Here is an 18,496-nt window from a genome sequence, read left to right as displayed (position 1 = left end):
CATAGACAATTTCAAATTATATGTTCCAAAATAATCCTCTACTTTCTCAACTTAAACAACAAATTCGAGACAGTAAACAACAGGTTGAAGGTGTGGTTAAAAGCACTGACAAAGCCTATGGTTTCTTAGAAACCGATAAAGAAACCTTTTTCATTTCGCCAGCAGAAATGAAAAAAGTCGTTCATGGCGATAAAGTAAAAGCAATTATTGAAGAAAACGACGGCAAAAAACAGGCTGTTCCAGAAGAATTAATTGAACCAATGCTCACTCGCTTTATTGCGAAAGTGCGGTTTAATAAAGACAATAAATTGCAAGTATTGGTTGATCACCCAAATATTAATCAACCCATTGGTGCAACACTGAACAAAGCGGTAAAACAGCAATTACAAGCGGGTGATTGGGTTGTAGCCAGTTTAAAAACGCACCCTTTACGCGACGATCGCTTTCTCTTTGCACAAATCAATGAGTTTATTTGTACAGAAAGCGATGAATTTGCGCCTTGGTGGGTCACACTCGCTCGTCATGAACAATCACGTTATCCAGTACAAGGTCAAGATCAATATGAAATGCAGGATACACAAACTCGTGAAGATTTGACCGCACTTCATTTTGTAACCATAGACAGCGAAAGTACGCAGGATATGGATGATGCCCTTTATATTGAAAAAATTGAACAAGCTGGACAGCAAACGGGTTGGCGTTTAGTGGTCGCCATTGCCGATCCTACCGCTTATATTCCTATTGACTCACAAATAGAAAAAGACGCACGTCAGCGTTGTTTTACTAACTATTTACCAGGCTTCAATATTCCTATGTTGCCACGTGAATTGTCTGATGATCTTTGTTCATTAATGCCGAATGAAGTTCGTCCAGCACTAGTTTGCTACATTGAAACCGATTTGGCTGGGAATATTATTAATTCGCCTTATTTTGTATCCGCGCATGTACAATCTCGTGCAAAACTTGCCTATAACAAGGTATCCGACTATTTAGAACAAGTGGAAAATGCATGGCACCCCGAAACAGAAAGCATTCGTGAGCAAGTTGAACAATTACACCAATTTGCATTAGCACGTATTCAATGGCGTAAAACCCATTCACTGTTATTTAAAGAAAAACCAGATTATTCCTTTGTTTTAGCAGAAAACGGTCATGTGCAAGAAATCAAAGCCGAATATCGCCGAATTGCTAATCAAATCGTGGAAGAATCCATGATTATTGCCAATATTTGTTGTGCCCATTATTTACATGAGCAAACACAAACAGGCATTTTCAATACGCATAAAGGATTTGATAGCAAATGCTTAACGCAAGTGCATAATTTCTTAATGAATAATTTAGCCAATGATGACAATCGTGCAGAATTAGAACAACGTTATTCCGTAGAAAACTTGGCGACCTTAGAAGGCTATTGCCAAATGCGCCATGACATTGAGCCATTTGCCAGCGATTATTATGAATTCCGCTTACGTCGTTTCTTAACTTTTGCTGAATTTAAATCGGAATTAGCACCGCACTTTGGACTAGGTCTAACAGGCTACGCTACTTGGACTTCACCGATCCGCAAATATTCAGACATGGTCAATCATCGCTTAATTAAAGCAACATTAACGCATAAGCAGTATGAAAAGCCAAGTGAAGAGATTCTCGCTCGCTTACAAGAGGCGCGTCGTCAAAATCGCTTAGTTGAACGTGATATTGCCGATTGGCTATATTGCCGTTATTTAGCTGAAAAAGTTGAAAACAAACCAATTTTTGCTGCTGAAGTGCAGGATGTTACTCGCGGCGGTCTGCGTGTGCAATTATTGGAAAATGGAGCAAGTATTTTTGTGCCAGCTTCAACTATTCATCCAAATAAGGAAGAAATGGAAGTAAATGCAGAACAAATTGCACTCTATATTCAAGGTGAAGCAAAATATAAAATTGGCGATCTTATAAAAGTGCAACTTATTGAGGTAAAAGAAGAAACCCGAAGTCTAATCGGTAATCTGGTTGAATAGTAATTAAATAGAAAAAGTGCGGTTAAAAATACCGCACTTTTTATTTCCAATATGTTCTAATTTCTTCCCATTCTAAATCATAATAATGCCAATACTTTTCTCGCAATGGAATATCAATATTAGTCAATTTCCAAGGTTTATGTGGACCAACATAATGAATAATATTTGGCGTATCATTTTGTTTTAAATATTCAATACAATGAGTTGAAGGAAGAGCTTGGAAGTTATAGCTCTCATCTAATATTTTCCATCTACCTTTTAATACAATATTCAATACATCCTGATCTAAATAAATAACTTCTGGATGATTGTTTGTTAAATATTCAGTTAATGTAAATAACTCATGTTCAATATTTTCTTCACGCCATTGCTGATTATTAATTAACATAACCCCTGAATTAAAATAAGGTTTAATATCAGGATGACCAATATAACCACAATGAGTACGGGAATTTAATCCTGAATCACAAGCTGCCATTAACAAATATCCTGAAAAATCTGAGAAATACATATCCTTCAAAGAACCTGTCACAACGAGATCAGAATCAAGATATAAAGATCTATCCATCGGTAGTTCAGGAATTAAATAACGATAAAGTCCAGCTTCTGAAATATGAGGTAAGTGCTTAAATTTAAGATCAGAAAAAAGAGATTGCTTAACTTTCACATCTAAAATACGGCTATCAAAGTAATCTAATTTTTTACTTAAAATTTTTATCCATTCTTTGGGATAATCCTTATTAAGCAGATAAAAATCGACATGCTTATCATTGCAACAAATAGATTTAATCAATGTTTCTACTTGATTAGAATAATTAAAATCAGCCGCAAGAAAAATATTTATTCTTTCCATTTTTCAATCACTTTTTTATTGAATTATACATATTGGCTCATATTAGTTTTATTTTATAAATAATTCACCATTCTACTAGGTCGAATTATATTGTGTTGATCTACTTCTGCTACCCCTAAAAACACATTCTCTGGAGAGAATAAACGAACAGGTCCAAACAGTTGTTGTGGGTTTTCAAATTTAACTCGTTGCCCGAAACCAACGGCTTTGGTTTGTTGCTGGTCTAAACACAATTCAGGTAAATTTGCCACTGCGGTATCCATTGGCAATAACTGTTTATCAAGTTCATCCAGAGAAGCATTTTCCGCTAAATGTTGTAGTTCTTCAAAACTCATCATTTTATCACGTGGATACTGTGCAACAGCAACACGACGCAGCATGGTAACATGTGCACCACAACCAAGTTTTTCACCTAAATCATCCACTAAAGTACGAATATAAGTGCCTTTGGAGCAATGCACTTCTAAGGTTAAATAAGGTGCTTGATACTCAATAAACTTTAACTCAAAAATGGTAATTGGACGCGCCTCTCGCTCAACGACGATACCTTGGCGGGCATATTGATATAGCGGTTTGCCATTATGTTTTAATGCCGAAAACATGGTCGGTACTTGCAAAATGTCGCCTCGAAAATCATCAAGTGCGGTCAAAATTTGAGAAGTTTCTACATTTAATTCACGTACTTGAACCACTTGTCCGTCTGCATCGGAAGTGTCTGTTCTCTCGCCTAATTTAGCGGTGACCAAATAACGTTTATCCGAATCTAACAAAAACTGTGAGAACTTTGTCGCTTCTCCCAAACAGATCGGCAACATACCCGTAGCCAGCGGATCTAAGGCACCGGTATGACCTGCTTTGTTGGCATTAAATAAGCGTTTCACTTTCTGCATAATATCGTTAGAACTTATGCCTTGCGGTTTATCTAACAGAAAAATGCCGTCAATATCACGCCCTTTTTTACGCGGTCTTCTACCCACAACTATTCCTTTTCGCTCTCATCAGCAACATGGCGCGCTTCGTCATTACGGATAGTTTGTGTCACTAAGTTGGACATACGCATACCTTCCACAAGGGATTTGTCGTACATAAAACGTAGCTCTGGCACAATACGTAAACGCATGGCTTTGCCTACTAGGGTACGAATATAAGGACTGGCTTTTTCTAAGCCTTTCATTCCTTGCTCAATAGCCGCTTCATCATTATCAAATAAAAAAGTGACAAAAATTTTGGCATAGGCTAAATCTTTAGACACTTCCACATCGGATACAGTAACCATACCAATACGCGGATCTTTCACTTCTCGCTGTAAAATCACAGCCACTTCTTTTTGTAATTCTTGTGCAACACGATCTGCACGACTAAATTCTCTTGCCATTCTCAATTCCTAATTTATTCCTTATTTAAAGTTGGCGAATTATAACAAACATTTCATTTTTTTGCTAAAGTGCTCATTTTTTTACTTTCTACACCACAAATTTTCTTCTTTCTGCGTTATTCCAATCCTGCCCTATTTTTAACATGAAAAATATCAATAAAAAAGATTTAAAAACTACAAATCAAACATTTCACAACCATTTATAAAAACCACAGAGCCAAAAACATAAAATAACACAACACATACAGGATATTATTTCATTTAACCCTATTGTTTTTATTCCTGTTTTATGATTAAAATCAGACATCATTAATCTAACAAAGAAAATAGGAACCATTATGACGCAACAAGTAGAAATGAAATCCAGCTGGAGAAGTAAACTATCTGCCATGGGACCGGGGATCCTTATGGCATCTGCTGCAGTAGGTGGATCGCATATCATTGCATCAACACAGTCAGGTGCAATTTATGGCTGGCAATTAGTGATTATTATCGTATTAGCCAACTTATTTAAATATCCATTTTTCCGTTTTGGCTCGCAATATACGTTATCAGCAAACAAAACATTATTAGAAGGATATCAAGAAAAAGGGCAAATCTATTTATGGGTATTCTTTATCCTAAATGTCTTTGCAACCATGATAAATACGGCGGGCGTGGGAATTGTTGCTGCGGCGATTTTAAGCTTTATGCTACCAAAATCTTTAGGGTTAACTATTCCACAATTAAGCGTTATTGTTATTGCTTCTACTTGGGGATTCTTGTTGCTTGGTAAATATCGTTTATTGGATAAAGCCTCAAAAGCAATTATGATTGCATTAACCCTTTCCACTGTTGCAGCGGTGATTATCGCAGCATTTAAAACAAAAGTTGTGGCGCCTGATTTTATTGAACCATCGCCTTGGAATTTAGCTTCCTTAGCCTTTATCGTAGCCTTAATGGGTTGGATGCCTGCCCCAATTGAAATTTCAGCCATTAACTCCATGTGGGTGGTTGCGAAAAAACGTTTTACTAAAATTTCTTATCAAGACGGTTTATTCGACTTCAATGTGGGTTATATTGGCACCGCACTTTTAGCCCTTGTTTTCTTAGCATTAGGTGCATTAGTGCAATATGGTACTGGTGAACAAGTGGAACAAGCTGGCGTGAAATACATTGCTCAATTAATTAAAATGTATGCCTTTGCCATTGGCGATTGGTCTGGTATGTTAATTGCCTTTATCGCTTTCATGTGTATGCTTGGCACAACCATTACCGTTATCGACGGATATTCTCGTGCAAATGCGGAATCTTTCCGCTTATTAATGAAGAAAACTGAACGCTCGCAAGCCGCATTAAATATTTGGATTACACTTGCATCTGCAATTGGTATCATCATTATTACAATGTTTATGAGCGATGTTGCCACTATGCTACGCTTTGCTATGATTTGTTCATTCGTTTCAACCCCTGTCTTTGCTTGGCTAAATCTATCTTTAGTATTAAAAGGGGAACACAAAGTGACTGGTGGACTATTCTGGCTATCCATTATTGGCTTAGTTTACTTAACCGCTTTCACTTTACTCTTTATTGCACATCAAATGGGTTGGTTAAGCTAAAAAAGTGCGGTCAATTTCCACCAAGTTTTGAATATAAAACTTAATAAAAATTCACCGCAGTTTTTAAACATAAAAAAGGCGTATTCAATACGCCTTTTCTCTTTTATATTAGATTGAACGTTTTACTTCAACCACTTCAAAGACTTCGATTTGGTCGCCGACTTTCACATCATTGTAGTTCTTCACGCCAATACCACATTCCATACCATTACGGACTTCTGATACGTCATCTTTGAAACGGCGGAGAGATTCTAATTCGCCCTCAAAGATCACCACGTTATCACGTAATACGCGGATTGGGTTGTTACGTTTAACCACACCTTCAGTTACCATACAACCTGCAATTGCACCGAATTTCGGATGACGGAAGACATCACGCACTTCAGCTAAACCAATGATTTCTTGTTTGAATTCAGGTTGTAGCATACCGCTCATCGCCGCTTTAATTTCGTTCAACAATTCATAAATGATTGAGTAATAACGTAAATCAATATTTTCGTTTTCAATCACTCGACGCGCTGTCGCATCTGCACGAACGTTAAAGCCAAGTAAGATTGCATTTGATGCTGCTGCTAATGTCGCGTCAGTTTCGGTAATTCCACCTACACCAGAACCTACAACTTTCACTTTAACTTCAGAAGTAGAAAGTTCGTTTAATGATTGGCAGATTGCTTCCACAGAACCCTGTACGTCCGCTTTCACGATGACATTCAATTCAGCCACATCACCTTCAGCCATATTAGTAAACATATTTTCTAATTTCGCTTTTTGCTGACGCGCTAATTTCACATCGCGGAATTTACCTTGACGGTATAAAGCCACTTCACGTGCTTTTTTCTCATCACGCACAACTGTTACTTCATCACCCGCTGAAGGAACGCCAGAAAGACCCAATACCTCAACAGGAATTGATGGACCAGCTTCGGCGATATCTTTACCATTTTCATCACGCATTGCACGCACACGACCATACTCAAAACCACAAAGTACGATATCGCCACGGTTTAATGTACCTGATTGAACAAGGATTGTTGCGACTGGACCACGACCTTTATCAAGGTAAGATTCAATCACCACACCACTTGCCATGCCGTCTTTAACTGCGGTTAATTCCAACACTTCTGATTGTAAAAGAATGGCTTCTAATAAGTCATCAATCCCCATCCCTTTCTTCGCAGAAACAGGGACGAATTGCACATCACCACCAAATTTTTCTGAAATCACTTCGTGTTGTAGTAATTCTTGCTCTACACGATCTGGGTTAGCTTCTGGTTTATCAATTTTGTTCACTGCAACAACAATAGGTGCACCAGCTGCTCGAGCGTGCTGAATCGCCTCGATAGTTTGTGGCATCACACCATCATCCGCAGCCACTACAAGCACCACAATATCCGTTGCTTTTGCACCACGTGCACGCATTGAAGTAAAGGCAGCGTGTCCCGGAGTATCTAAGAAGGTAATCATCTTACCGTCATCCGTTTCCACATGATATGCGCCGATATGCTGCGTAATACCACCCGCTTCGCCTGCAGCTACTTTTGCTTTACGAATATAGTCAAGCAATGATGTTTTACCATGGTCAACGTGACCCATAATGGTGACTACAGGTGCACGAGTCACTTTTTCCGTATTCACATCACGATCTTCCATTAAAGATTCTTCCAATTCATTTTCTTTACGAAGAATCACTTTATGTCCCATTTCTTCTGCAACAAGCTGTGCAGTTTCTTGATCGATCACTTGGTTGATTGTCACCATTTCGCCCATTTTCATCATGGTTTTGATGATTTCAGTCGCTTTTACTGCCATTTTATTCGCAAGTTCTGCAACAGTAATGGTTTCACCGATAATAACATCACGAGAAACTGGCGCCGCTGGTTTGGTAAAGCTTTGCTGTAAGGCACTGCCTTTCTTATTTTGCTTACCTTTACCTTTCATGTCTTTTTGGTTACGACGATCTGATTGGCGCTCATTTTTATTGCCATTTTCATCGTCGCGTCCACCTTTTTTCGCTTTAGCAACTTTATTTTTGCCACCACGATTGCGGTTTTCTTTACGGCGTTCTTCTTCATCTTCCGCTTCAAGCGCATAGCTTGAAGTAAAGCGATAATCTGAGAAATCTTCGCTAGAATGATCCGCACTTTCATTGCGTTCTTCTGCTGCATAACGTTTTGCTTCTTCAGCAGCTTTACGTGCTTGTTCTTCTGCTTTTTGACGCGCTAACTCATCGGCTTTACGACGCAATTCCGCTTCTTCTGCACGACGTTTTTCTTTTTCAGGATCAACCGCTTTTGCCGCTTTTTTCTCAGCTTCCGCTTTGTCCGCTTTAGCTTTTTGTTCCGCTTGTTTTTTTGCTTTCTCTTCAGCTTCACGTTTCGCTTTTGCTTCTGCTTCTAAACGAGCTTTCTCTTCAGCTGCTTTTGCTTCCGCTTCTTGCTTCGCTTTTAATTTTGCCGCTTCTGCTGCTTTTTTTGCCGCTTCCGTATCAATCTTACGTGATTTACGGACTTCTACTTGTACTGTTTTTGCTTTACCGCCATTGGTAGTTGCGCTAACAGTGGTTTTCTCACGACGTTTTAAGCTCAATTTTTTTGGGGCTTCGTTCTGATTATCACTCATTTGATCCTCCTTATTCTTAGCTGAACCAGCAGATATTACGTGCAGCCATAATTAATTCCGCTGCTTTTTCTGCGCTTAGCTCTTCAATATCTGCTAAGTCATCTACACCCTGTTCAGCTAATTCTTCTAGAGTAGTAATTTGTTTCTCAGCAAGTTTAAATGCAATATGGCGTTCCATACCTTCAAGATTTAATAAACGATCTTCAATATGTGCCGCTTCTAATGCTTTTTCTTCTGCAAGTGCGGTTGCTGTAATCACATTTTTCGCACGAGTTTGTAATTCTTCAATTAAATCTTCGTCTTCTAAACCATCAATAGCCGCTAATTCGCTCACTGGCACATAAGCCAATTCTTCCAATGTAGTAAAGCCTTCATCAATTAAAATTTGAGCAAACTCATCATCAATTTCAAGCGCACTCATGAAAAGGTTTAGAATTTTGTTATCTTCTGCTTGGTGTTTTTGATCTAACTCATCGGTTGTCATCACATTTAATGTCCAACCGGTTAATTGTGTCGCTAAACGCACGTTTTGACCATTACGACCAATTGCTTGCGCTAATGCACTAGCTTCAACCGCGATATCCATAGAATGATTGTCTTCATCTACAACGATAGAACTTACATCCGCTGGCGCCATGGCATTAATCACAAATTGTGCCGGATTATCATCCCAAAGTACGATATCCACACGCTCACCACCTAATTCATTAGTAATCGCTTGAACACGCGCACCACGCATACCAACACAAGCACCTACAGGATCGATACGTTTATCACTGCTTTTCACTGCAATTTTCGCACGAGAGCCAGGATCACGAGCTGAACCTTTGATTTCAATAATTTCTTCGCCAATTTCTGGTACTTCTAAACGGAATAATTCTTCTAACATCACAGGTTTAGCTCGAGTCACAAACAATTGAGCACTCTTACTTTCAGGGTTAACTTTGTAAAGTACACCACGCACGCGGTCACCTGGACGGAAGTTTTCACGAGGAATCATATCTTCACGCGTAATCACAGCTTCTGCTTTGGCAGGATCTTCTTTGTTACCAATTAATTCAAGTATAATTGAATCACGATTCACTTTTTTCACTGTACCAATAACAATTTTGCCTTCTTCCGCCATAAATTGTTCAACCACTTTAGAACGTTCAGCATCGCGGATTTTGGTGCTAATCACTTGACGAGCGGTCTGCATTGCAATACGGTCAAAAGCAATAGATTCAATTTGATCTTCAATATATTCGCCTAATTGAATTTCCTCATTATCTAAACGAGCCGCTTCTAAAGTAATTTCTTTTGTTGGATTAACCACTTCTTCAACCACTAACCAACGACGGAAAGTATCAAACTCCCCTGTTTTTGGATCGATAACAACTCGAACATCAATTTCAGAAGGTTTATCCACACCTAAACGCTCTTGCTTTTGCGCGTGTTTTTTCTTAGTTGAAAGGGCAATAGCGCTTTCCAATGCTTCAAAAATCACTTCTCTTGGTAAGGCTTTTTCATTGGACACAGCTTCTGCTGCTAATAAAATCTCTTTACTCATTTTTTCTCCAATTCTTTATCAAAATATGTTAATCATTAAAATTTTGCGACAACGTTGGCTTTTTGAATATTACCAAAAACAAAGGTTTGTTCTTGATTATCAACGATTAAGGTCAGCATATCGTTTTCAATTTTCTCTAATTTACCCTGCCATTTACGACGATCTAACACTGGAATACGCAAATGAATCACGATATCTTGTCCTACATAACGCGCATATTGCGACAAAGTAAATAAAGGACGATCTAAACCTGGCGAAGACACTTCCAAATTGTATTTATCGGCAATAGGATCTTCTACATCTAAAATCGCACTCACTTGACGACTCACGTCAGCACAGTCTTCAACGGTTACACCGCCCTCTTTATCAATGAACAAACAAAGGGTCATAAAACGCCCTGCTCGTTTACATTCAATTCCCCAAAGTTCACAGCCTAAATCTTCTACAGAACCTTGAAGCAAATCTGTTAATTTTTGTTCTAATGTTGCCATTTTTTCTCCACAATAAATTCAAGCTGATATCAAATAAAACAGGGCATTAGCTTGATTTCAGATATAAAAAAAGGGCTTAAAAGCCCAGTATAAAACATCCAAATTTTATGTACAAAAAAACCCAAATACTGCATTTGGGCTTCACTGAACCTTTATTTCCTTTCTGCTTAGAAAGTGGTTGCGGGGGCCGGATTTGAACCGACGGCCTTCGGGTTATGAGCCCGACGAGCTACCAAGCTGCTCCACCCCGCGTCCGAAATATTGGCTGTATTATACGGAAATTTTTTAATAATTCAAGTATTTTTTAAAATCCAATGCCAGTACCGATATTTACACCCGCACCACCAGTACCAATTCCAAAACCGCCACCGACAGTACAACCAGCCACAAGAGCTGCCATCAATACAGCTAACATCATTTTTTTCATTTAATATCCTCCAAACCAATGAAATAATTTCGTGCAATATAATAAAGATGCTAACATTAAGCAAATAATTATTTATTACATCGCTAAAATACATTGCTAAAATATATTACTAAAAAAGTGCGGTGAATTTTCATCAAATTTTTAAAGGATCTTTTATGTTCAACAAAATCAAACTCTTCCTCTTTTTATTACTTGGCTTATGCGTTGCCATGCCAACATTCGCCACACCACTTTCGCTAACAGAACAAGAAGTCAACGACTATCTAGCGAAAAAACACGAAGTACAAGACAAAATCGGTTTCCCGGGTTTATTCAGCATGGATTACAAACTCAAAAATGTGAACGCTAAAATTGGACAAAATAATTCGGGACGTGTCGAATTGAGTGGCTCAGTTGATAGTAGTCTGGTATTACATAAAAAAGCACTGGTGGGAAAATTAAACCTCAGCTTTGACACTATTCCTTATTATGATGCTCAAAAAGGCGCAATTTACCTCAAAGATCTACGTATTCTCAGTTGGTCAGGCGAACCCGATAGCTATATGTCCGAATTACAAAGTATCATGCCATTCCTAAGTCAAAGTATCGCCGCATTACTCGAAAGCATGCCAATTTACACCTTGGATGACACCAAACCACGCGATGTGATTATCAAAAAATTTGCTAAAGGTATTAAAGTTGAACCAGGCAGATTATCTTTAGAAACCAATGTTCTATAAAAAGTGCGGTGGATTTTGGGAAAGTTTTAGGGCGTATTAAATACGCCCTTCTTTTTGCCTAAAAATGATTTTTACTCTTGACTCAACTCATCCGCCAATATTTCTGCTTGTTTCAGCACGTTTTCAATGGCGGCAGCTTGCTGATCGGGCGGGTATTTGTAGCGTTGCAAGGCTCGGCGGACAAGCACACGCATTGCCGCCTGAACGGATTGTTTGAACTGCCAATCAATCGTTACCGAACGGCGGATATTGTCGGTGATTTCCTTCGCTAAGTTTTTCAAAGTATCATCGCCCAGCTCGCGAACGGCACTTTCATTTTGAGCAAGGGTGTCGTAAAACGCCAATTCGCTCGGCGTCAGCCCCAATTGTTCGCCACGTTGTAACTGTTCGTTCAAAAATTGGCTCAAGCGAATCAGCTCTTCAATCACTTCCATCACCGTCAGGCTTTGGTTATGGTATTTGTTCAAGGCTTCTTTAAGCCTTTGTTCGAAGTCTTTTTTCACCGCCAGATTATTGGCGGCTTTGCTGTTGATTTCGCTTTGAACATAACGTTCCAAAGCATTTGCCCACAGTGCTTTTAAGCCGCTTTCACGCACCATTTCCAAAAAATCGTCCGACAACAGATTGATATTCGGCTGTTCTTTTCCAAGCAAACTCACCAAATCCACCACGCCTTCGCTGGTCACTGCTTGGTTGACTAATTTTGCCAACTGCAAAGCCCTGTCAGTATTGCCGCCTGCCACTTTTTCTTTGGAAAGCATCGCACGCACGCCGTCATAAAAGGTGATTTCTTGGCGATAGCTCGCCACTTTCGGCAAAGCGTTGCACAAATTCAAGCCTTGACGGGCTTTTTTTGCCGTCTGCAGAAAAGTTTTCAATCTACGTTGATCGGGCTGCTGCTGGTCTAGGGCTAAAATATGGTTGGCGGCTTGTTGCAATAATACAAACAGCCGCTTGTCGTCCTGCTCCAAAAGTGCGGTGGCAATATCAAAGGTTTTGCCGTCCGACTGTGTGGCAAACTGCCCCCGCAAAATATCCACATATTCGAGCATTTTTTGGAAAACATCTTCCACCTGTGTGGCAGGCTCGCCCTTGCTGCCGGCATTGGTGTAGCGTTTGGTCGCCTCTTTGAGCTGCTCGCTCAAGCCGACATAATCCACGACCAAGCCGCCGTTTTTATGGGCGAACACACGGTTTACCCGTGCAATTGCCTGCATTAAATTATGCCCCTGCATCGGTTTGTCGATATACATTGTATGGCAGCAAGGCGCATCAAAACCGGTCAGCCACATATCCCGCACAATCACCAATTTGAGCGGATCGCTTGGGTCTTTAAAGCGTTTTTCCAGCACCTTTTTCTGCGGCTTTGAGTAAATATGCTGCTGAATATCGGCAGGATCCGACGCACTGCCCGTCATCACAATCTTAATCGCCCCCTGATTGACATCATTAGGGTCGCTGCCCCATTCGGGACGCAGTGCGACGATTTTGTTATACAGCCGCACACAAATTTCCCTGCTTGCCGCCACAATCATCGCCTTGCCGTCTAATAATGCGGTTCGATTTTCAAAATGCTGAACCAAATCTGCCACCAGCTGATCCAAACGGCTATCGTTGCCCAGCAGTTTTTCTTGCAAGCGGAATGCTTTGGGGTTGTCGTTTTCTTCGTCAAATTTGTTCGCCTCTGCCATTAATTCGGCAAACTCGGCACTTTCACCCAAGCGGATTTGGCGTGCTTCGTAATAAATCGGCACCGTCGCCCCGTCTTCCACTGCATCTTTGAGATCGTAAATCGACACATAACGTCCAAACACCGCCCGCGTGTCGCGGTCTTCCAATTCAATCGGCGTGCCGGTAAAACCGATAAATGCTGCAGACGGCAAGGCATCTCGCAAATGTTTGGCATAGCCGATTTTCTGCTGATTGCTCGCCACCCCCTGCGTTTTGTCTAAAGCCATCTGCTGTTTGACAAAGCCATATTGGCTGCGATGGGCTTCATCACTGATCACAATAATATTTTTCCGCCCGTTTAACACAGGATGAGAAAATTCACCTTCTAGCAAAGCGAATTTTTGAATGGTGGTAAAAATAATGCCGCCTGTTTCCCGCTTCGCCAGCTCTTCCCGCAAAGCATCACGCCCGTCTGCCTGCACAGGTTGCTGACGAAGCAATAACTCGCCCTTGCTGAAGGTTTCAAACAATTGCCCGTCCAAATCATTGCGGTCGGTAACCACCACGATGGTCGGGTTTTGTAGCTGCGGTAACGCCAATAATTTTGCCGCATAAAACAGCATTGAAATCGACTTGCCCGACCCTTGCGTATGCCACATCACGCCGATCCGCCCGTCGCCCTGCTCGCTGGTTGCCAATAAAGTGCAGTCCACCGCTTCATTCACACCGTAAAACTGATGGTATGCCGCGATTTTTTTAATCCATTGGCTGCCGTCACGCTCAAACAAAATAAAATTTTGCAGATAATTGAGCAACTGCTCCGGCACAAACAGCCCCTGCACCAAGCCTTCCAACTCGTTTTCAAACACAAGGCGGCGGCTCTTGTTTTTCTCGTCCACCACACGCCAAGGATTGAACCGCTCGAAATTCGCCGTTAGCGACCCAAGCCTAGCATCAATCCCATCGCTAATCACCAACAGCTGATTAAACACAAACAGATCGCCGATTTCCTGCTTATAGGTTTGCAACTGATGAAAAGCATCAGCCAAGGTCGCATTTTCTTTCAGCGGATTTTTCAACTCAAACACCGCCACCGGCAAACCGTTGATATAACAAATCACATCGGGGCGGCGGTTGCCCTTTTTACCTTTAATCGTTAATTGGTTAACCGCCAAAAAACGATTGTTTTGCACTTGAGCAAAATCAATCAGGCGGGCAAATGCCGTTTTTTGCTCGTCGTTGTCCTGATACGCCACCCGCACGCCTTGGCGTAGCCAAAGATACGCCTGCTGATTGCGTGCCGACAGTTCGCTGATATCCGCCCGGCATACCGTCCGCACCACTTCATCCACCGCATCAGACGGCAACTCGGGATTGAGCCGCCCCACCGCTTCACGTAATACAGGCTCAAACACCGCCTGATCGGCAGCCGACCGCCACGCACCGTCCGTTCCAATCTCACGCCCGAAAGCATAATCCCAACCCAATGTCTGCAAGGTATCCAAACAATGCTGTTCTATGGTGTTTTCGTTTATTTTCATTGGTGATCCTTAGATTTCTATAATAATTGCTTATCTGTAGGGTGTATTGCATACGTCCCAAAACCCCAATACCTAACTTCGGGATGAATTCCAATATCGCTAGGGCGTATGCAATATGCTCCTACATTTCTAGGATGTTCGCTATTCTGTGATAATTACCGATTTCATACACATCAAAACAAACCATGATTTTCAAAAGTTTTGTGATCTCTGTCGAAAAAAACAAATACAAAATATACCGAAATTGTATTTTTCACTTATGATTTAAAAAATTGTTAAATATTATTTACTATGCAACATCAACGTAAAAATCCCCGTGCCAATTGGCATAACTATCAAAATGGTACATTTTTTATTACCGTTTGTACCAAACATAAACAACATTTTTTTGGTTCAATTTATAATGAAAAAATGCATTTATCTCCATTGGGTATAAAACTTGATGAAATTATTTCCAACACAATAAACATACGCAAATCACAATATATTGAAATTCCGATTTATGTAATTATGCCGAATCATTTTCACATATTGATAACCTTAAACACGGATTTTGATATTTCACAACACCATTTCCACAGTTCCACACAAAATATCTCAGCAATTATTCGCGGAATTAAAGGTGCATTATCCAGTTATGCGAAACAAAACAATATTCCATTTGAATGGCAATCAAAATTTTATGATCGTATTGTTCGCAATGAACAAGAATTTCATAATGTTTATGAATATATCCAAAATAATGTCATAAATTGGAATAATGATGAACTGTTTTAATTATGTTTTTGGGCGTATGCAATACGCCCCTACATATCTATAATCTCCACCATTCTATGGTAATTCCTCGTCTGTAGGGACGTATTGCATACGTCCCAAATTTCTTACAACGGGTCAGATCTTTGGGGAAATTTGCAAAATTACTCTTTGTTTTTAATTATAGGAATTTTATCAATTAATTTTTCTATAATGATTTGATAACTATCGTTATTTTTATTTTTACTTAAATAATCAACAGGATTATCTTTCATTACATCAATAATTGCTTTTAATAGTTCTTCCTGCATTCTGTTTTTGATTTCTAAATCTTTAGAGCCAAAGTCCCGATCATTTAATGCATTCATATAGTTAATATATGATCTTGCAATTACTCTCTTGTGCAGATAAATTTGTGCAAATTTTCTATCCTGTTTGATTTGCCATATTAGAAATAAAATTACAATCAAAAATGGGGCATAAATCACAAATCGGATAAAAAACTGACCATATACATCACTATGATGGTATATAAAAATATATTTTAAAATATCAGAAATAATAAAGATTGATGAAAGTAAAACTACATAAAACAAAAACTGCTTAAAGAAAAGCCAATTAGCAAACCTTTCATATTCATCACTAAATTCCTTATCTAATTTCCCAATTGAAAATACTTGTCTATTTTGTGCGGACTTATCATTTCTTTCTTTTTCTGCTTTTTGAAATTGACTATCAGATTGCTTATATAATTCAACCCAGAAATTAATATTTGGGATGTCATTGAAATAGATATTTAGTCTTTCAAGGTTATCTATTATTCTCCTTGAGTCTGAATAATTAATGAAATTGATATTTTTTTGAAAAATTTCAGATATTTCTTTAGTCTTTAGATAGATTTCTTCATTACTTTCTATTAAAGCCAATATTGGCTTATTAAAAAACTTATCTAATTCATCAATCAAATTGGAAACTTCTTGCTTGTCATCAAAGTGATCAAAATCAAAACTCTCATAGTTATAAAAAATGTATTTCCAACATTCTAAAATTTTGTCATTATCATAAATAATGGTCATAATTCAATCTCCCCACTCAACAACTTCGGTAACAACAAATCCCTAACTTCAATTAAAAATTCATTTTCACCACTATTTTTTAAAATTTTTTCCAATAAGGGGCTAACATACTGTTCAAATGCAATATGTAAATTATCGGTTGCTTTAATAACAGAATAATTTAACAGCTCATTCGTACTTATATTTGCTTGTGCCGAACCTTTGGCATTTGTTTTTGCATATTCTTTAAATTTTTCTTGCCTAACAGTGCAATATAAAAAATTGTAATAGGTATACTTTTCATGGATACTATTAGGGATAAATTTAGCAACGCGTTGATTTAACATTGCTGATTTATGCTGCGGAATGCGTCCAACTTCTCCAACATATCCTGTTAATCCCACTAAAATATCACCTTCTTGCACATAAAAATTAGTGTACCCAACCACTTAAACTGAGAAATTAGGACTTATGTTGAATTAAACGGGATTATGTGGGCGGAAGGCTTATGGAATGGGGGTTAGTGCGATGCTAGCCCCCTTTTTTATTGGTTGGTTTTAAAATGAGAATTTTTTAAAACTTTTTCAAGAAAGTGGCAAATAACCACTTGAAGTGAGAAATTTAAATATGGCTTTAAAAACCATTAAAATAGGTTTAAAAATCTCGATAGCCTCGAACGACTTGCCCTATTACGATAAGTTCGTTGGCTTCTTCGGCGGTTAGTATAATGGGGGAATAGAATTTGTTGTCACTCAATAGCTTAATGCCATTAAAATCAATCTGCACTTTCTTAACCCACATACTGCCTTGGTGGTTAATCACATAAATTCGCCCTTCTCTTAATTCCTTTTTAGAACGGTCAACAATAATCTCTTCACCGTCTTTTAGCGTTGGATACATACTCTCACCGCTAACTAAAAACATCGCGCAATCGTCTGCTTTTAAGCGTCTTGCAGCTAACCAAGAGGCTTCCACCTTGGTTCTTTCAGATGCTTGTTCATCATTAAATACTCCAAAACCTGCTGAAACTTTTACTTCTCTATAATCATCAATCCAAATAAAGTTATCTTCTTTTTCTGGAATAAAATTTATATCAGGCTTTTTTGCTATTTCTATTTGCCGAGCGCTCTGTCCTGTTACTAACCACTGAAGCTCTACATTACCAGCTTCAGCTATTTTGATTAAATTTAGTCGGGATGGATCAGCTTCGCCTTTCCTCCATCTTGCAATAGTTGATAAGGTTACTCCTGTTTTACGAGCAAATTCACTTGGACCATTTAACTTCTCTATAACTAAATCAATTCTTGCTGGAAAATCATCTTCGTAATTATTCATATCTGAATACCTCTACATGCCGTAATAGTTAATGTTTTATATCTATTACGTTTTCTATTAATAAAAAATACTCCGTAATAGATAATTTAACTGCTTGGTTTATCTGTAATAAACCTAACTTGCAGTACGATATTTAAACAAATAGAACTATAACGGCAAATATTTGCTTGTTATTACTAACTATTACGGTTAATATATACCTCAATAGATACAACAACAAAGGTGTATTAAATGAGTGTATTAAGAACATCAAAAAAAACCGTAGAACAAGACTGGCATAGAGCAGATATTCTAGCGGAATTAAAAAAATGTGGTTGGTCGTTACGAGCTTTAGCCAAAGAAGGAAATGTTAGTTATAACACACTGAAATCTGTTTTGGATAAACCCTACCCTAAAATGGAAAGATTGATAGCTAATGCTATAGGAATTTCTCCAGAAATTATTTGGGCAGGGCGTTTCGCTGAACGTAACAAACGACCTATGTTGCACAATAAGTTCTGATTTTAACCA

General features: G+C 38.8%; 16 protein-coding genes and 1 tRNA gene. 5 read left to right on the top strand and 12 right to left on the bottom strand.

Going from position 1 to position 18,496, the window contains the following annotated elements:
• Positions 1–20 precede the first annotated feature (20 nt).
• Positions 21–2,000 carry an exoribonuclease II gene (gene rnb / locus ACT2CV_RS08180; protein ID WP_464972342.1) on the top strand — a complete coding sequence of 660 codons (1,980 nt, stop codon included), beginning with the start codon at positions 21–23 and terminating at the stop codon, positions 1,998–2,000.
• Between the two features lie 40 nt (positions 2,001–2,040).
• Here rnb and ACT2CV_RS08175 read toward each other — a convergent pair whose 3' ends face one another.
• The 3 genes from ACT2CV_RS08175 to rbfA are packed head-to-tail and all read right to left on the bottom strand — an operon-like array spanning position 2,041 to position 4,228.
• Complete coding sequence (locus ACT2CV_RS08175) at positions 2,041–2,853, bottom strand: glycosyltransferase family 8 protein (RefSeq protein ID WP_464972341.1); 813 nt, start codon at positions 2,851–2,853, stop codon at positions 2,041–2,043.
• A 53-nt stretch (positions 2,854–2,906) separates the two neighbouring features.
• The gene (truB, locus tag ACT2CV_RS08170) at positions 2,907–3,830 is read right to left on the bottom strand and encodes a tRNA pseudouridine(55) synthase TruB (RefSeq protein ID WP_464972340.1); all 924 of its coding nucleotides are present in this window, start codon (positions 3,828–3,830) and stop codon (positions 2,907–2,909) included.
• Between the two features lie 2 nt (positions 3,831–3,832).
• Complete coding sequence (gene rbfA, locus ACT2CV_RS08165; RefSeq protein WP_464972339.1) at positions 3,833–4,228, bottom strand: 30S ribosome-binding factor RbfA; 396 nt, start codon at positions 4,226–4,228, stop codon at positions 3,833–3,835.
• Between the two features lie 338 nt (positions 4,229–4,566).
• Between rbfA and ACT2CV_RS08160 the strand changes: the two genes are divergently transcribed.
• Complete coding sequence (locus tag ACT2CV_RS08160) at positions 4,567–5,826, top strand: NRAMP family divalent metal transporter (protein WP_464972338.1); 1,260 nt, start codon at positions 4,567–4,569, stop codon at positions 5,824–5,826.
• A gap of 108 nt (positions 5,827–5,934) precedes the next feature.
• On the opposite strand, the gene infB is transcribed toward ACT2CV_RS08160, so the two are convergent.
• From infB to ACT2CV_RS08135, 5 genes are all read right to left on the bottom strand, one after another.
• Positions 5,935–8,445 carry a translation initiation factor IF-2 gene (infB, locus tag ACT2CV_RS08155; RefSeq protein WP_464972337.1) on the bottom strand — a complete coding sequence of 837 codons (2,511 nt, stop codon included), beginning with the start codon at positions 8,443–8,445 and terminating at the stop codon, positions 5,935–5,937.
• Between the two features lie 16 nt (positions 8,446–8,461).
• A complete protein-coding gene (gene nusA, locus ACT2CV_RS08150; RefSeq protein WP_464972336.1) occupies positions 8,462–9,994 on the bottom strand; it encodes a transcription termination factor NusA in 1,533 nt (510 codons plus the stop codon).
• A gap of 35 nt (positions 9,995–10,029) precedes the next feature.
• Positions 10,030–10,485, bottom strand: coding sequence for a ribosome maturation factor RimP (gene rimP, locus ACT2CV_RS08145; RefSeq protein ID WP_464972335.1), 456 nt, complete (start codon positions 10,483–10,485; stop codon positions 10,030–10,032).
• A 175-nt stretch (positions 10,486–10,660) separates the two neighbouring features.
• A tRNA-Met gene (locus ACT2CV_RS08140) sits at positions 10,661–10,737 on the bottom strand.
• Positions 10,738–10,789: 52 nt separating this feature from the next.
• Complete coding sequence (locus ACT2CV_RS08135; protein ID WP_464972334.1) at positions 10,790–10,912, bottom strand: hypothetical protein; 123 nt, start codon at positions 10,910–10,912, stop codon at positions 10,790–10,792.
• 155 nt (positions 10,913–11,067) lie between these two features.
• Here ACT2CV_RS08135 and ACT2CV_RS08130 point away from each other — a divergent pair, with 155 nt between their 5' ends.
• Entirely contained in the window at positions 11,068–11,631 is a 564-nt protein-coding gene (locus ACT2CV_RS08130) for a YceB family lipoprotein (protein WP_464972333.1), read from the top strand.
• A gap of 71 nt (positions 11,632–11,702) precedes the next feature.
• Here the strand turns inward: ACT2CV_RS08130 and ACT2CV_RS08125 are convergent, their stop codons facing one another.
• Entirely contained in the window at positions 11,703–14,843 is a 3,141-nt protein-coding gene (locus tag ACT2CV_RS08125; RefSeq protein WP_464972332.1) for a type I restriction endonuclease subunit R, read from the bottom strand.
• 291 nt (positions 14,844–15,134) lie between these two features.
• Between ACT2CV_RS08125 and ACT2CV_RS08120 the strand changes: the two genes are divergently transcribed.
• On the top strand, positions 15,135–15,620 hold the full coding sequence (locus ACT2CV_RS08120) for a transposase (RefSeq protein WP_464972331.1): 486 nt from the start codon (positions 15,135–15,137) through the stop codon (positions 15,618–15,620).
• Between the two features lie 140 nt (positions 15,621–15,760).
• Here ACT2CV_RS08120 and ACT2CV_RS08115 read toward each other — a convergent pair whose 3' ends face one another.
• From ACT2CV_RS08115 to ACT2CV_RS08105, 3 genes are all read right to left on the bottom strand, one after another.
• Entirely contained in the window at positions 15,761–16,672 is a 912-nt protein-coding gene (locus ACT2CV_RS08115; protein ID WP_464972330.1) for a hypothetical protein, read from the bottom strand.
• Complete coding sequence (locus ACT2CV_RS08110) at positions 16,669–17,100, bottom strand: restriction endonuclease subunit S (RefSeq protein WP_464974059.1); 432 nt, start codon at positions 17,098–17,100, stop codon at positions 16,669–16,671. The genes ACT2CV_RS08115 and ACT2CV_RS08110 overlap by 4 nt, the downstream gene beginning before the upstream one ends.
• 205 nt (positions 17,101–17,305) lie before the next feature.
• The gene (locus tag ACT2CV_RS08105; RefSeq protein WP_464972328.1) at positions 17,306–17,986 is read right to left on the bottom strand and encodes an XRE family transcriptional regulator; all 681 of its coding nucleotides are present in this window, start codon (positions 17,984–17,986) and stop codon (positions 17,306–17,308) included.
• 231 nt (positions 17,987–18,217) lie between these two features.
• On the opposite strand from ACT2CV_RS08105, the gene ACT2CV_RS08100 reads away from it, so the two are divergent.
• Entirely contained in the window at positions 18,218–18,487 is a 270-nt protein-coding gene (locus tag ACT2CV_RS08100; RefSeq protein WP_464972327.1) for a helix-turn-helix domain-containing protein, read from the top strand.
• Positions 18,488–18,496: the final 9 nt, after the last annotated feature.

This window comes from Reella acinonychis (genome assembly GCF_052384575.1).
Classification (GTDB): domain Bacteria; phylum Pseudomonadota; class Gammaproteobacteria; order Enterobacterales; family Pasteurellaceae; genus JBQSUQ01.
Note: the sequence above shows the minus strand (reverse complement) of the source record. Positions and strands in the feature narration are given on the sequence as shown.